The following is a 14,848-nucleotide window of genomic DNA, read 5'->3' on the forward strand; positions in this document are numbered from 1 at the left end:
CAACACCGGGAGGCGGCGATGCCGCATTTCCCCTCTCCCGTTAATCCGGGCTTAATCGAATTGTTCGATTTTGAGCAAACGGGGAAGAATTGAGCGGGGGCGCCCTTTATGTCGGATATTGTAACGCGTCGTTACATGCACGGCCGGCTGGTCGTGCTGCTGGCCGGGTTTGTACTTGCAGTCGCCATCGGCCTCGGCGCGCTCTTCTGGCAGGCACAGCAGGCCAAGAACCAGGTGCGGTTCGGCGCGCTTCTGGGTTTCATGACGGAGGCGACCGGTGAGATCATCTACAGCGCCTTGCGGCTCGAACATGCAAGCATGCATCAGCGCAATGCGCGCTCGGCACCGAGCCTTTACGCCGCCGGCGCACACGATACGCTGAAGGTCGCCCAAGACGAGCTGAACCAGGCACTGGGGCGGTTGCAGGCAGCCTACAACGCCATGGAAATGGCGGCGCGCGGCGACGTCTCGACGCTGGAAAGCCGGCGCATCACCGACGAAGACGAGAGCCGGAAATCTTCGGTGGGCCTGGGGGCAGAACCGCTGTTTGCCGGCATCGAGACGGCCAAGGTGCCCCGCTCGGTGCTGGCCACCTGGAATGGGGCCGAGGACAGCAATTCGCTCAAGCACGAGCTGAAAAGCGTGCTCACGCTCGCCAACCGCCTCGATATCTTCAGCGATTTTTCTGTCCCGGCCGCCCAGCGTGTTTTTGCGGAACTGCAGACACTGGCGAACCAGCAGCTGCGGCCGCACCTGAAAGAGGTCTCCGACAGGCTTCATGAGGAGATGGTCTCCACATATGATACCATGCAGTTCAGCCTGGTCCTGAACGGTCTGGCGATCGTCCTGGTCGCCATGCTGATCGCCTCCCGGATATTGCTTCCGATGGTCACGCGCATCGACGAAGCCCAGAGGGAGCTTCACGACACCAATCTCTCGCTGGCCGAGGAAAAGCTCAGGGCGCAGTCCGCGGACAAGGCCAAATCCGAGTTTCTCGCCAATATGAGCCATGAGATCCGCACTCCCATGAACGGCGTCATGGGCATGGCCGAATTGCTGGCGCGCACAGAGCTCGACCAGCGGCAATCGATGTTCGTGGACGTCATCGTCAAGTCGGGCACGGCGTTGCTCACCATCATCAACGACATCCTCGACTTCTCCAAGATCGACGCGGGGCAGCTGACGCTCGAAACCGGCCCCTTCCGCCTGGGCGAAGCCATAGAGGACGTCGCCACGCTCGTCTCTCCGCGCGTCGCGGAAAAGGATCTGGAACTGATCGTCCGGGTCGACCCGGCACTGCCGGCGAGCATGATCGGCGACATGGGCCGGTTCCGCCAGGTCGCGACCAACCTCGTCGGCAATGCCGTAAAGTTCACCGAACGCGGCCATGTGCTCGTCGACGTCTCCGGCTCCGTCGAAGGCGATGTTGCGAAGGTCACCGTAAGGGTCGAGGACACCGGCCTCGGCATCCCCGCCGAAATGCAAAAAGCCGTCTTCGACAAGTTCGCGCAGGTGGACGCCTCGTCCACGCGCCGGCACGAGGGGACGGGCCTCGGCCTCGCCATCGCCTCGCGCCTCGTCGAACTGATGGGCGGCGAGATGGGCCTGGAAAGCCGGGTCGGCAAGGGTTCCGTCTTCTGGTTCACGATCCCTTTGGAGATCGACCGCGGCGCCGAACGGCCCAAGCCGGTGCCCTTCGACGTTTCGGGCGCTCGCGTACTCGCCATCGACGACAACCCGATCAACCGCGAAATCCTGATCGAACAGCTCAGGAGCTGGGGGTTTGAGGGCCTTGCGGTGGAAAGCGGCGCGGTCGGCCTCGCCTTCCTCCACCGCGCGGCCGAACTCGGCGCACGCGTCGACTGCATCATTCTCGACTACCAGATGCCGGATATGAACGGGGCGGAGGTGGCCCGCCGCATCAAATCCGATCCGGCGACGGCCGATATTCCCATCGTGCTGCTGACATCCGTAGACCAGGCGGAGACCGGACGCCTGATCGGCGAATGCGGCATCACAGCACAGCTCAACAAGCCGGCACGCTCATCCGCGCTCCTCGAAGCGCTCGTCTCGGCGATGCAGACGGCGCGTATGCAGAGCGGGGAGCAGGTCGCCGAGGCCGGGTTCCAGCATCCGCGCCTCGTCAGCACCGTCGAAGCGCATAAAGCCGTCGAGACGGCAAGACGCGGCCGGCTGGACGTCCTGGTGGCCGAGGACAACGAGGTCAACCAGCTCGTTTTCAGCCAGGTCCTGGACGGCATCAATCTGAACTACCGGATAGCCGCCAACGGAAAGACAGCCGTCAAAATGCACGACGCACTCAACCCGCGGATCATACTGATGGATATTTCCATGCCGGAAATGAACGGCCTGGAGGCGACCGCGGCGATACGCGCCCGTGAAAAAGACATGAACCGGCACACGCCCATTATCGGCATCACCGCCCACGCGCTCACCGGCGATCGCGACAAATGCCTCGACGCGGGCATGGACGACTATCTGTCGAAGCCCATTTCGCCGCGAAAACTGGCCGAAAAGATCGAGCGCTGGCTGAAGGAAGAGGAGAAGCTGGCGCAAACGGCCTGATATCACACATTCGACACATACCGCCGTGATATGCCTGCGTCGGCAACGGGTGATTTTACGGTGCGGCGATTCCTTCTCGCGGTCCTGGCTTTGCCGCCGCTCTCTATCTCTGGAACGCCTCGTGGCTGGCGGGCACCCCCGACGCAGGTGAGCTACGCCTTATAGCCCATCGCGGCGTGCACCAGATTTTCGACAGAACCGATCTTGCAAATGACACCTGCACGGCGGAGCGAATCTTCGAGCCGAGCCACGGCTTTATCGAGAACACGCTTCCTTCGATGCGGCAAGCCTTTGCGGCGGGCGCCGATGTGGTGGAAATCGACGTCCACCCAACGACGGACGGCCAGTTTGCCGTCATGCATGACTGGACGCTCGACTGCCGGACGGAAGGAACCGGCCCCACCCGCGAGCACGACATGGCTTATCTCAAATCGCTCGACGTGGGCTATGGATATACGGCCGACGGCGGCAAATCCTTCCCGTTCCGCGGCAAGGGCACCGGCCTGATGCCGTCGCTGCGCGACGTGGTGGAGAGCTTTCCCGACCGCCGCTTCCTTATCAACTTCAAGAGCCGTGAGGCGCGTGAGGGCGAAATGCTCGCGCGCATGCTGACCGACAATCCCCAGTGGAGGGACCGCATCTGGGCCGTCTATGGCGGCGATGAGCCGACTTTTGAAGCGGCACGGCAGGTCGAGGGGCTGAAAGGTTTCGGCTCCCGCTCCACCAAGCAGTGTCTGATCCGCTACCTTGCCCTCGGCTGGTCGGGCTACGTCCCGCAATCCTGCCGCAACACCTATGTGATGGTGCCCGGCAACATTGCTTGGCTGCTGTGGGGATGGCCCAACCGTTTCCACGCGCGGATGGAGCGCGCCGGCAGCGGGATCATCCTGCTCGGACCCTATTCGAGCGGTGATCCCGGTACGTCGGGCATAGACAGGCCCGACCAGCTTTCGCTGGTTCCGCCGGGCTTCGATGGCTACATCTGGACCAATCGCATCGAAGATATCGGCCCAATGCTTAGATAGGCCGCTTTCAGGTTTCTGCCAGCACAGGCCTACTCGGCCGCTTCCTTGCTGGCGCCGAACCGGCGTTCGATATACTCGCCGACCATTTTCTCGAATTGGCCGGCGATCTCCGGACCGCGCAGCGTGGCGGCCTTCTTGCCGTCGATATAGACGGGAGCGGCGGGCATTTCGCCGGTTCCCGGTAGCGAGATGCCAATGTCGGCGTGCTTGGATTCGCCCGGGCCGTTGACGATGCAGCCCATCACCGCGACCTTGAGTGCTTCGACCCCCGGATAGCGCTCGCGCCAGAGCGGCATGTTGCGGGCGAGGTCAGCCTGGATCTTCTGCGCCAGTTCCTGGAAGACGGTGGAAGTCGTGCGCCCGCAGCCGGGGCATGCCGCCACCACCGGCACGAACTGCCGGAAGCCCATGGTCTGCAAGAGCTCCTGGGCCACCTTCACCTCGCGGGTACGGTCGCCACCGGGCTCAGGCGTCAGCGAAATGCGGATCGTATCGCCGATCCCCTGCTGCAGGAGGATGCCCATGGCCGCCGAGGAGGCGACGATGCCCTTGGTGCCCATGCCAGCTTCGGTCAGCCCCAGATGCAGCGCATGGTCCGATCGTTTGGCCAGTTCCGTATAGACGGCGATCAGATCCTGCACCTGGCTCACCTTCGCCGACAGGATGATCTTGTCGCGCGTCAGGCCGATCTCCTCCGCCAGCGCCGCCGATAGCAGCGCCGATTGGACGATGGCCTCGCGCGTCACCTCCTGCGCCGTCATAGGCGATTTGCTGCGCTGGTTCTCGTCCATCAGCCTCGTAAGCAGCTCCTGATCCAGTGAACCCCAGTTGACGCCGATCCGGACCGGCTTGTCGTAGCGGATCGCCGTTTCGATGATCGCTGCGAACTGTTTGTCCTTCTTGTCGCGAAAACCGACATTGCCCGGATTGATGCGGTATTTGGCGAGCGCTTCCGCACAAGCGGGATGATCGGCCAGAAGCTTGTGCCCGATATAGTGGAAATCCCCTACCAGCGGCACGTTCACGCCGATCCGCTCCAGCCGTTCCCGGATCTTCGGCACGGCGGCGGCCGCCTCGTCGCGGTCCACGGTGACGCGCACGACCTCGGATCCAGCCCGGTGCAGGGCCGCCACCTGCGCCACCGTCCTGTCGATGTCAGCGGTGTCCGTATTGGTCATCGACTGCACGACCACCGGCGCATCGCCGCCGACGAGAACGCCATCCACGTCCACGGCAACCGACGCGCGACGGGGAAATACGGCGGAGATATATTCAGGCTGGCAATTGCCGGACATGGGAGCGGTCCCAAGGGTCGAACGGTTACGGCCTTTCAGGTGGCGGACAAGCGCTCGAATGTCAATGGCGTGGCCGGCGGTGGCCGCTGCCGGTCACTTCAACCGCAGGAAGTCGTTCCGCATTTCCGCTTCGCAGGCTTCCATATAACGCCAGGCGCTCAGCATGTGCCTGTACATGATGGACCGCACGCTTTCGCTGTCCCCGGCCCTCAGCGCCGCAAGCAGCCGCGTCTGGTACGACAGCCCCGTCTCGCGCAACTCCGGGTTCGGCTTGTCGTAGATGCGCTTGCACACGGTAAGGCTGCGCAGCAGGTTCTGCAGAAAGCCGCACATGAAGCCCAGCACCGGGTTGGGGCTTGTCTGAGCGAGCACGCCATGGAAATCGAGCTCCGCCATGCGCTGCTGATATTCCTCGCCCACCGTCTCGGCAGGATGGTCGTAGACCCGCATCGTCTCTTCCAGCCGGGCATAATGTGCCTCGTCCACGTGCCCGACCAGGCTTGCCGCCAGCTCCGGCTCAAGCTGGCAGCGCACGGCGTAGATGTCGGCTATGGAAGGCTGGCGGAAGAAGAAATAGTTGGCCAGAAGCTCCATCGCCTGGCGCTCGCCCAGCGCCGACACGAAGATGCCGCCGCCCGGCCCCGTGCGTGTGGTCACCAGCCCTTGCGCTTCGAGCGAGCGCAGCGCTTCGCGCATCGTGCCCTTGGAAGCCCGGAAGCGCTCGATCAGCGCCTTTTCCTGCGGCAAACGGTCGCCGGGGCGCAGATTGTGCTCGACGATCCAGTCCTTGATCTCTTCGCAGATGATAGCCGGCCGTTTCGGACCCCGTGGCGGGCGCGGCCGGCGCGTGGAAGTCTCGCTCACGCAGCGCCCTCCACGACCGGTACCCCCAGCGGGTGAAAGCAGGCGGCCAGCCGTCCGTCCGAGCCCGTTTTCTCCAGCGGCGGGCGTGTCGCACGGCAGTCGTCCTGCGCGCGGGGACAGCGCGGCGCGAAGGAGCAGCCAGGCGGCGGGTTGTATGGGTCAGGCAGTTCGGCCAGCCCGTCCTCGCCCTGCAGCCTCTTCTTGCCCGGCACCGGCGCGGAATTGAACAGCAGCCGCGTGTATGGATGCCGCGGACGGGAAAAAAGCCCCGCTGACGCACCTTCCTCGACGATACGCCCGAAATACATCACCGCCACCCGGTCCGACACGCTCTCCACGACCGACAGATCATGGCTGATGAAGACATAGGTGAGCCCGAACCGGTCCTTGAGATCGTCGAGCAGGTTGAGCACCTGCGCCTGCACGGAGACGTCGAGGGCGGAGACCGGCTCGTCCAGAACCAGTATCTCCGGCTCCGCCGCGAGCGCCCGGGCGATGCCGATGCGCTGGGCCTGCCCGCCGGAAAACTCATGCGGATAGCGGTCGAGGAATTCGGCGCGCAGGGAGACGGCGTCCATCAGTTCGTCGAGCCGGCTGCGACGCCCGGCCGAATCCAGCCCCAGCAGATGGATCATCGGCGCCTCGAGGATCTTGCGGATCGTCTTGCGCGGATTGAGCGAGGACACAGGATCCTGAAAGACATACTGGATGATGCGGGCAAGCCCCCGTGAATCGCCCTTCGCCAGCGCCGTCACATCGTCGCCCCCCATGACGATGGAGCCCTTCGTGGGTGCGTCGAGGCCGACCAACATGCGCGCCAGCGTCGACTTGCCGCAGCCCGATTCACCGACAATGCCCAGCGTCTCGCCCCTTTCCAGCCGCAGGTCCACCCCCTGTACGGCATGCACCGCCGGCTTTGGCTTGCCGAACAAGGTCCGCCCGCCTCCGAAGACGCGCGTAAGGCCAGCCGTTTCGAGAATGGGCGTGTTCATTGCGCGGCCTCCTCCCGCCCTGCCGTGAGCGGCTTGATGCAGCGTACCGCGCGGCCAGGACTAAGATTATCGAGCGCTATGTCGCCCTTTCGGCAGGCGGCTTCGGCATGGGGGCAGCGATCGGCAAAGGCACAGCCTTCCGGCAGGCGGTTGACGGCGGGCGGAAGGCCGGCGATCGCGTCGAGCCGCCGTTCCGGCTCGCCCAGCACCGGCACGCAGTCGATCAGCTTGCGCGTGTAGGGATGGGCGGGCGAGAAAAGCACCTCGTCGGTCGGGCCCGTCTCGACGATGCGCCCGGCATACATCACCGCCACCCGGTCCGAGATTTCCGACACCACGCCGAAATCATGGGTGATGAACAGCAGCGCCGACCCTTTCTCGTCCTGCAGCGCCGCCATCAGCTTGAGTATCTGCGCCTGCACCGTCACGTCGAGCGCCGTGGTCGGCTCGTCGGCAATCAGGATTTCCGCGTCATTGGCGAGCGCCATGGCGATGGAGATGCGCTGTCGCATGCCGCCCGAAAGCTGGTGCGGGTAGGAATGCGCGCGCTCCGCCGCGTTGGGGATGCGCACGAGCGAAAGCAGCTCCACCGCCTTCTTCCATGCCTTGCGATAGGAAAGCGGCTGGTGGGCGCGGATCGCCTCGGTGATCTGGTCGCCGACCGAAAACAGCGGGTGCAGCGTCGACAGCGGATCCTGGAAAACATAGGCGAACGCCCCGCCGCGTAGCCGCCTGAGCTCGGCTTCCGAAGCTTCCAGCAGATCCTTTCCCTCATGGATCACCCGCCCGCCCGCGATCCGCCCCGGCGGCGTCGGCACCAGGCCCAGCAGCGACATGGCAGTGACCGACTTGCCCGATCCCGATTCTCCGACAAGGCCGAGACATTCATGCTTGTTGAGCTGGAAACTGACGCCGCCCACCGCCTTGTAGACCTCGCCGCCGACATGAAACTGGGTCTTGAGATCACGCACGTCGAGCGCGGCATCGGTCTCTCTTGGCATCTCCGGCACGCTCTCTCGCCTGACGGCGGTCGCCGCCGACGGCCTGCTGAGCGCGCCCGACTTCAAACGCGGGTCGAGCACGTCGCGGATGCCGTCGCCCAGAAGGTTGATGCTCATGACCAGCGCAAAGATCATCAGGCCCGGCACGATCGAGACGTGCGGCGCGTTGAACAGAACCTTACGGCCCTCGCCCAGCATGGACCCAAGGTCGGCCTGCGGCGGCTGCGCTCCAAGGCCCAGGAAGCTCAATCCCGCCGTCTCCAGGATCATCCAGCCGACGGTTGTCGACATGGTGATGACGATCACCGGCAGGACGTTGGGCAGTACCTCGGAAAGCAGGATGCGGATATGCCCCTTGCCCGAAAGCTTGGCCGCATCCACGAATTCCCGCCGCGCCAGCGATAGCGTGACGCCGCGAATATTGCGCGCGAAGAACGGGATGTTGACCACCGCGATCGCGTAGAGCGCGTTCAAGAGGCCCGGTCCCAGAACCGCGACGATAGCCAAGGCCAGGAGGATGTAGGGAAAGGCCATCAGCATATCGATGCCGCGCATCATGATGTTGTCCGTGCGCCCGCCGGCATAGCCGGCGATCAGGCCGATGGCCGAGCCGAAGATCGCCGCCACGATGGTGGCCGAAAGCCCGACTGCTATGGAAACCCGCGTTCCCCACAGGAGTCGGGAGAAGAGATCGCGGCCGAGCTGGTCCGTTCCTAGCAGATGCCCCTCCGTCATCGGCCGCAAGAGCCGATCGGCGGGATCGGTGATGTCTGGCGACGGCAGGGGTAGCCACGGCGTGATGAGCGCCAGCCCGGCGATAATGACGAGCAGCACCAGCCCGAACGCGGAAAGCCGGTTGGCTACCAGAAGCTGGAGAAAACTCGGTCGCCCGCGCCGGGCCGGCGGTTTCGCCGCATCGACAGCCACGCTCATGTCTTCAGCCTCGGGTCTAGGAAGTGCTGCGCCAGATCCGCCAGCAGGTTGAACAGAACATAGCTCGCCGCCACCACCAGCACGCCGCCCTGCACAAGAAGCAGGTCGCGCGTGGAAATCGCCTGCACCAGCATGCGGCCGATGCCCGGCCACTGGAACACAGTCTCGATATACACCGCCCCGCCCAGCACGAAGCCCGCCTGGATGCCGATGACGGGGATGACGGAGACGAGCGCGGCCTTGAAGGCATGGCGGTAGATGACACGGCGCTCCGTCAGGCCTTTGGCGCGGGCGGTGCGGATATAGTCCTGGCGCAGCACTTCCAGCATGGCCGCGCGGGTGAGCCTGGCGATCACGCCGGTCGCCACCACGGCCAGCGTCACGGCGGGCAGGATGAGATGCGCCAGTAGATCGAGCGGCCCGCCACCACCATAGATGGCGAACATGCCCGAGGGCGGCAGCCATCGCAGGTTGACGGCGAAAACCAGGATCAGGATCAGGCCAAGCCAGAAGGAAGGCATGGAGATGCCGATCAGCACGAAGAAGGTCACGATCCGGTCCGTCCAGCCGAACTGGCGCACCGCCGAGACGATGCCTGCCAGAAGGCCGAAGACCGTGCACAGAAGAAGCGCCGCTCCCGCCAGCACCAGCGTCGCGTTGAAGCGCTCCAGCACCTCGTCGAGAACCGGCCGGTTGAGCGAATAGGAGCGGCCGAGATCGCCCTGCAGAAGATTGCCGAGCCAGATGAAATACTGCTCGGGCAGGGAGCGGTCGAGACCGAGCTGCTGGTTGATCCGCGCTACGTTTTCAGGTGTGGCATACGCTCCGAGGATGGCCGTCGCCGCATCGCCGGGGATCATCGCCATGATCAGAAAAACGATGACGGTGAGGCCGAACAACACCGGCACGACCATCGCCAGGCGCTTGAGAAAATAGACGAGCATCACGCTGGCCCGCGAATGTAACGCCGGCCGGCCTTATCCCCCTCCGTCATGACGGCCAATCTCCCCCCTTGAGAGGGAGATGCCCGGCAGGGCGGAGGGGGTTGACAGCGCTGATCATGGAAAGCGGAACCTACTGCTTAGCCACGTCCTTGAGCAGCAGGAAGAATGACGGCTGAAGCTCGAAATTCTCCACCTGCGCTGTCGTCACCGCATTCTGTTTCCAGTTTGCGATGAACGCCCACGGCGCATCCTCATGCACGATCTCCTGCATCTGCTTGTAGAGCTCCGCCCGCTCTTCCTGTTCGGTCGAACGGCGCGCTTGCTCCAGAATCGTGTCCACTTCCCGATTGGAGTAGTAGCCCGAGTTGAAACCGCCCTCATCCGGAAAGGCCTCGGTGCGCAGCGTCAGATAGGGCAGCGTGTCCGGATCGTTGGTCATCCATGCCATCTCGGCCATGTCGGCCTTGCCTTCCAAGCCGGGATTCACTTGGCTGAGGAAAGTGTTCCACTCATACGTCTCGATGGTCACGTTCATGCCGACCTCGGCCAGATCCGCCTGGATGGCCGTGCCCATGGCAACCGGGTCGAGCATGCCGGAACCGCCTTCGGTGACGTAGAAGATCACTTCCTCACCGTCATAGCCTGCTTCCTGAAGCAGCTCGCGCGCCCTGTCGGGATCGTGCGGATACGGCTCCAGCTCTTCATTGTAGGCCCAGGCGAACGCCGGCGGCGTCGGTCCGGCGGCAACCTCCGCCGTGCCCTGCAGCACGTTCTCCACCAGGGCCTGCTTGTCGATGGCGTAATTGACGGCCTGGCGCGCGGCCTTCTCGTCGAAGGGCGGTTCCTTCATGTTGAGGATGAGGAACCACAGATGAGGCCCCGCCTGCTCGTAGACCACGAAGTTCGGATTGTCGGCAAACTGGCCGAGATTGTCCGGCGGCACCTCCACCATCAGGTCGATGCCGCCGGAAAGCATTTCGGCAACGCGCGTATTGGCGTCGGTGATGGGCCGGAAGACAACGGCCTCCAGCGAAGGCGCGCCATCCCAATAGTCCTCGTTGCGGGTCACCACCACCTTCGCGTTGCTTTCCCACTCGGCGAATTTGAACGGGCCGGTGCCGGAGGGATTGCGGCCGAAATCGGATCCGTGCTCCTTCACCGCCGCCGGCGAGACGATCAGCCCGGTCGGATAGGCAAGGTTGGAAAGGAAGGGCGCATAGGGCTCGCTCAGCTTGAATTCGACCGTCAGATCATCGACGGCCGTCACCTCGTCCACCGTCGAGAAGAAGAAGGCCAACGGGAACGGGCCCGTGTCATGCTCCGGGTGCTCCTCATCCAGCATGCGGTCGAAATTGTACTTCACGGCCTCCGCATTGAGGGGAGTACCGTCGTGAAAGCTGACGCCCTCGCGCAGCTTAAAGGTGTAGGTGGTCCCGTCTTCCGAGACATCCCAGCTTTCCGCCAGCGCCGGCTCCACCTCCAGGGTACCGTCCCTGTAGCGTACGAGCCCGTCATAGACGTTCATGAGAATACGGAAATCGTTGACGGCGGTCACCGCATGCGGGTCGAGCGACTTTGGCTCGGCGATCTGTCCGACGATGAGCACGTTCGGCGGCGTCTGTGCCTGCGCCGGCTGCATGCCGAACGCGGCAAACCCCGCCATGGCCAGTCCTGCAAGCGCGCTTTTCAGCACGCGGCTTATCCCTGTCATGACACCCTCTCGGTTTCGCGTTTGTTGATACTACTGTTGCTAGCGTAATTTATCATGATAAATACGCAAGCATGAATTTCACCGCCGACACCCACAGCAACGCGCTCCCGGCGACCGGCCCCTTGAGATCGGGCAATGCCTGATGGCCTGCGCATAGACCTTGCCCGCCTTCGAGCCGACCTCGAAGCGCTGGGTAGGATCGGCCGGAATCCCGATACCGGCGGTCTCGACCGCGTCAGCTTCTCCGACGCCGACATGGAAGGCCGGCGCCATGTGCAGGGTCTGATGGAAGAGGCCGGACTGGAAACCTCGATGGACGGCGCCGGCAATCTTTCCGGCCGGTGGAATGTAGGCAAGGGCCCCGTCGTCATGCTCGGCTCGCATCTCGACACCGTGCCTGACGGTGGAATGCTGGACGGCGCCCTTGGCGTGCTGGCCGCGTTGGAGGCCGTTCGCACCATGAAGGAGGCCGGCCTTGCGCCGGCCTGCCCGATCGAAGTCATCGCCACTTCTGAGGAGGAGGGCCGCTTCGGCGGCATGTTCGGCGCGCAGGCGCTGGCCGGAACGGTGACCCCGGAATGGCTGGAGACCGCCCGGGACGACGGCGGGACGAGGCTCGCGGATGCCATGCGCGCGCAGGGCATGGACCCGCGGAAGGCGCTGGACGCCAAGAGGCCAGAAGGCTCCATCGCCGCCTTCCTCGAACTTCATATCGAGCAGGGGCCCGTCCTGGAGCAAACCGGAAAGCCGGCTGGCATCGTCACCGGCATTTCTGGCGTGTTCAACTGGACGATCCGGCTGACCGGCGAAGCCAATCATTCCGGCACGACGCCGATGGACATGCGCCGCGATGCCTTTCAGGGCTTGGCCGATTTCGCCCGGCAGATACCCGAACTGATCGCCGAAAGCGGCAGCAATGTCAGCCGGTTGACGATAGGCAAGGTCTCCCTGGAGCCGGATTTTCCCCATACGGTGCCGGGCCGGGCCGAATTCACCCTCGTTGCCCGCGATATAGACGAAGCGGTCATGCAGGCGCTCGCCGACGGCGCCCGCCGGCGCATCGCCGAGGTGGCCGCACGCCACCGGCTCGACCATGAAATAGTGGAAACGAGCTGGCTCCCCCCATTCCCCTGTGACGGCTCCGTCATCGCGACACTCCAGGCAGCGGCACGCTCGCTCGGGCTCGACGCGCCGCTGATGCCATCGGGCGCCGGCCACGACACGCAGGTGCTCGGCGCGATAGCGCCGGCCGGGCTGATCTTCGTGCCGTCGGTTGCCGGCATCAGCCACGCGCCCGGCGAATTTACCGAGTGGAAGGACATCGAAGCGGGAGCGAACCTCATGCTCCACGGGGCGATGCGCCTGGCCGGCCTGTAGGACGCCCGCCGTCCCTCCATCTTCTCAAATCATGGAACCGCGATGCCGTGAAGCCGTTGCAGTGTCGAGTTCGTTCGACCATGAAGGGGTATATCAATGTTCAGACATCAGGACGGAACCGCCGACGATCTTCGCGACCAGCTCAACAGCTTGCGCGACGAGATGACGGATCTTCGCAAACAGGTTTCGCGGCAGAGTGCCGGCGCGTACCGGGAGACCCGCCACAAGAGCGCGGAAATCGGCGACATGATACGCGACTATTTCGAGGCTGCCATGCCCGAGCTGCGCCGCAGCGCCAACCAGATCGGGCGTACAGCGCGCCAGCATCCGAGCGCCAGCGCCGGAGCTGCCTTGGCCGGATTGGCGGTCCTCGGTCTGGCGGCGGCTCTGTTGATGCGCCGATAGACGCCGCCGCTTGGCATCTCATGCTGCAATGCAATAAGCTCCCGCCATAGCCAACCGGGAGAGCGCATATGAGCATGCCAAGCACCGCCCCAGGGGCCGCCCCACGAACCGCCCCACGAACCGCCATCGTCACCGGCTCCACCTCCGGCATCGGGCTGGGCATCGCGCGGGCATTGGCCGCCACCGGCTGCAATGTCGTCCTGAACTCCTATACCGACAGCGCCGAGGACCACGATCTGGCGGCGGCGCTGGCGGCCGAGCATGGGATCCAGGCGGCGTATATCGCGGCCGACATGGCCAAGGCCGCGAACTGCCGGGAGCTCGTGCAAAAAGCCTGTGCGCGGTTCGGCGGTCTCGATATCCTGATCAATAATGCGGGAATCCAGCACGTCGCGGCGGTTGAGGATCTTCCGCCGGAAAAATGGGATGCGATCCTGGCCATCAATCTCTCCTCCGCCTTTCACACCACCGCCGCCGCCATCCCGCACATGAAGAAGAAGGGCGCCGGGCGCATCGTCAACATCGCCTCGGCCCATGGCCTGCGCGCCTCGCCCTTCAAATCCGCCTATGTAGCGGCCAAGCACGGCGTGGTCGGCCTCACCAAGACGGTGGCGCTGGAGCTGGCCGAGCACGGTATCACCTGCAACGCGATCTGCCCCGGCTATGTCCTTACGCCGCTGGTGGAAGCGCAGATACCCGACCAGATGAAGGCCCACGGCATGGACCGCGACAAGGTGGTGCGCGAGGTGATGCTGGCCAAGCAGCCGACGCGCGAATTCGCGACGGTCGGCCAGATTGGGGAGACGGCCGCCTTTCTATGCTCGCCCGCGGCCGCTCAGATTACCGGGACTACGATCTCCGTCGACGGCGGATGGACCGCGCAATAGAGCAATTCCAGGAAAAGTGGAAGCCGGTTTGCCGTCCGGACTTGGGTAGAATCAGCCAGTTAGATCAGCTCGGCGCTTCTGTGAAACGGTGAACCGATCCAGGGTGACCAACAGGAGCCGGCACCCATCACAGCCTTGAAACGGCCAGGCAGATGAGGCGCACCATCCGGCCGGCGCCTTCCTCTCCAGCCTTGCCGCAGAGGCCGCGCAGGCGCATGCCTTCGAGCACGTCGAACAGCATGGCAGCCAGTTCGTCCGGCGGCATGTCCGCCGCCTCCAGGTCGGTCCCCCTCTGCGCAGCTTCCTCGGCGATCGCGCGCGCGAACAGGCGGACCAGGCGCTCGCGCCACTCAGCCACGATATCGGCGGCGATCCGGTTCTCGACATCAATGAGTTCCTGCCCATGCGGCGACGCGTCAACCATGCGCGTCAGGTGGAACAGCGCCTTGTCCAACGCCTTCATCAGGCGCTCGTCAAGCGTGCCACCTTCTTTGAGTGCCTCCTCGGCCTGAACGCAGGATTGCTCCAGCAGGGCGGCCCCGACGGCGCGGAAGATATCGGCTTTGTTGCGGAAGAGCAGATAAAGCGCCGGCCTGGATAGTTTCGCGGCGCGGGCGATATCATCCATCGTCGTGCGCGAGAAGCCGTAGGCAAGAAAGACCTCAAGGGCAGCATGCACGATGCGCGCCCGTCTCGGGTCCGTTACGCTTTCTTCTTCTTTTTGATTTTTTGTGTTCATGATCGGCATAAAGGGTTGTTGACAAAATGACGGAATTTGTCAATGTGTCGCCGCCTGGAAATGCCGGTCGCTGGCATGGACAGGGAGGC

Annotated in this window: 12 protein-coding genes; 5 read left to right on the top strand and 7 right to left on the bottom strand. The window is 64.2% G+C overall.

Going from position 1 to position 14,848, the window contains the following annotated elements; all coding sequences use genetic code 11:
* Nucleotides 1–108: 108 nt before the first annotated feature.
* Both NTH_RS08860 and NTH_RS08865 read left to right on the top strand, forming a co-directional pair.
* Entirely contained in the window at nucleotides 109–2,586 is a 2,478-nt protein-coding gene (locus NTH_RS08860) for a response regulator (RefSeq protein ID WP_338529678.1), read from the top strand.
* Between the two features lie 68 nt (nucleotides 2,587–2,654).
* Nucleotides 2,655–3,611: a glycerophosphodiester phosphodiesterase family protein gene (locus tag NTH_RS08865; RefSeq protein ID WP_338531844.1), complete on the top strand. Its 957-nt coding sequence runs from the start codon at nucleotides 2,655–2,657 to the stop codon at nucleotides 3,609–3,611.
* A 29-nt stretch (nucleotides 3,612–3,640) separates the two neighbouring features.
* Here the strand turns inward: NTH_RS08865 and ispG are convergent, their stop codons facing one another.
* The 6 genes from ispG to NTH_RS08895 all read right to left on the bottom strand — a co-directional run bounded on the left by ispG (nucleotide 3,641) and on the right by NTH_RS08895 (nucleotide 11,303).
* Nucleotides 3,641–4,906 carry a flavodoxin-dependent (E)-4-hydroxy-3-methylbut-2-enyl-diphosphate synthase gene (gene ispG, locus NTH_RS08870; RefSeq protein ID WP_338529679.1) on the bottom strand — a complete coding sequence of 422 codons (1,266 nt, stop codon included), beginning with the start codon at nucleotides 4,904–4,906 and terminating at the stop codon, nucleotides 3,641–3,643.
* Between the two features lie 93 nt (nucleotides 4,907–4,999).
* The gene (locus NTH_RS08875; RefSeq protein ID WP_338529680.1) at nucleotides 5,000–5,770 is read right to left on the bottom strand and encodes a FadR/GntR family transcriptional regulator; all 771 of its coding nucleotides are present in this window, start codon (nucleotides 5,768–5,770) and stop codon (nucleotides 5,000–5,002) included.
* Entirely contained in the window at nucleotides 5,767–6,762 is a 996-nt protein-coding gene (locus NTH_RS08880; RefSeq protein WP_338529681.1) for an ABC transporter ATP-binding protein, read from the bottom strand. Before NTH_RS08880 ends, NTH_RS08875 begins: the two co-directional genes overlap by 4 nt.
* Nucleotides 6,759–8,696, bottom strand: a complete 1,938-nt coding sequence (locus tag NTH_RS08885; protein WP_338529682.1) for a dipeptide/oligopeptide/nickel ABC transporter permease/ATP-binding protein — start codon at nucleotides 8,694–8,696, stop codon at nucleotides 6,759–6,761. The genes NTH_RS08880 and NTH_RS08885 overlap by 4 nt, the downstream gene beginning before the upstream one ends.
* Entirely contained in the window at nucleotides 8,693–9,640 is a 948-nt protein-coding gene (locus NTH_RS08890) for an ABC transporter permease (RefSeq protein WP_338529683.1), read from the bottom strand. The genes NTH_RS08885 and NTH_RS08890 overlap by 4 nt, the downstream gene beginning before the upstream one ends.
* A gap of 130 nt (nucleotides 9,641–9,770) precedes the next feature.
* Nucleotides 9,771–11,303, bottom strand: coding sequence for an ABC transporter substrate-binding protein (locus NTH_RS08895; RefSeq protein ID WP_422392431.1), 1,533 nt, complete (start codon nucleotides 11,301–11,303; stop codon nucleotides 9,771–9,773).
* A gap of 183 nt (nucleotides 11,304–11,486) precedes the next feature.
* Between NTH_RS08895 and NTH_RS08900 the strand changes: the two genes are divergently transcribed.
* The 3 genes from NTH_RS08900 to NTH_RS08910 all read left to right on the top strand — a co-directional run bounded on the left by NTH_RS08900 (nucleotide 11,487) and on the right by NTH_RS08910 (nucleotide 14,020).
* Nucleotides 11,487–12,728 carry a Zn-dependent hydrolase gene (locus tag NTH_RS08900; RefSeq protein WP_338529684.1) on the top strand — a complete coding sequence of 414 codons (1,242 nt, stop codon included), beginning with the start codon at nucleotides 11,487–11,489 and terminating at the stop codon, nucleotides 12,726–12,728.
* Between the two features lie 96 nt (nucleotides 12,729–12,824).
* Nucleotides 12,825–13,133 carry a hypothetical protein gene (locus NTH_RS08905; RefSeq protein ID WP_338529685.1) on the top strand — a complete coding sequence of 103 codons (309 nt, stop codon included), beginning with the start codon at nucleotides 12,825–12,827 and terminating at the stop codon, nucleotides 13,131–13,133.
* A gap of 74 nt (nucleotides 13,134–13,207) precedes the next feature.
* Nucleotides 13,208–14,020, top strand: coding sequence for a 3-hydroxybutyrate dehydrogenase (locus tag NTH_RS08910; protein WP_338531846.1), 813 nt, complete (start codon nucleotides 13,208–13,210; stop codon nucleotides 14,018–14,020).
* A 127-nt stretch (nucleotides 14,021–14,147) separates the two neighbouring features.
* On the opposite strand, the gene NTH_RS08915 is transcribed toward NTH_RS08910, so the two are convergent.
* Nucleotides 14,148–14,768, bottom strand: coding sequence for a helix-turn-helix domain-containing protein (locus tag NTH_RS08915; protein ID WP_338529686.1), 621 nt, complete (start codon nucleotides 14,766–14,768; stop codon nucleotides 14,148–14,150).
* Between the last annotated feature and the right edge of the window lie 80 nt (nucleotides 14,769–14,848).

It is taken from the genome of Nitratireductor thuwali (assembly GCF_036621415.1).
Classification (GTDB): domain Bacteria; phylum Pseudomonadota; class Alphaproteobacteria; order Rhizobiales; family Rhizobiaceae; genus Chelativorans; species Chelativorans thuwali.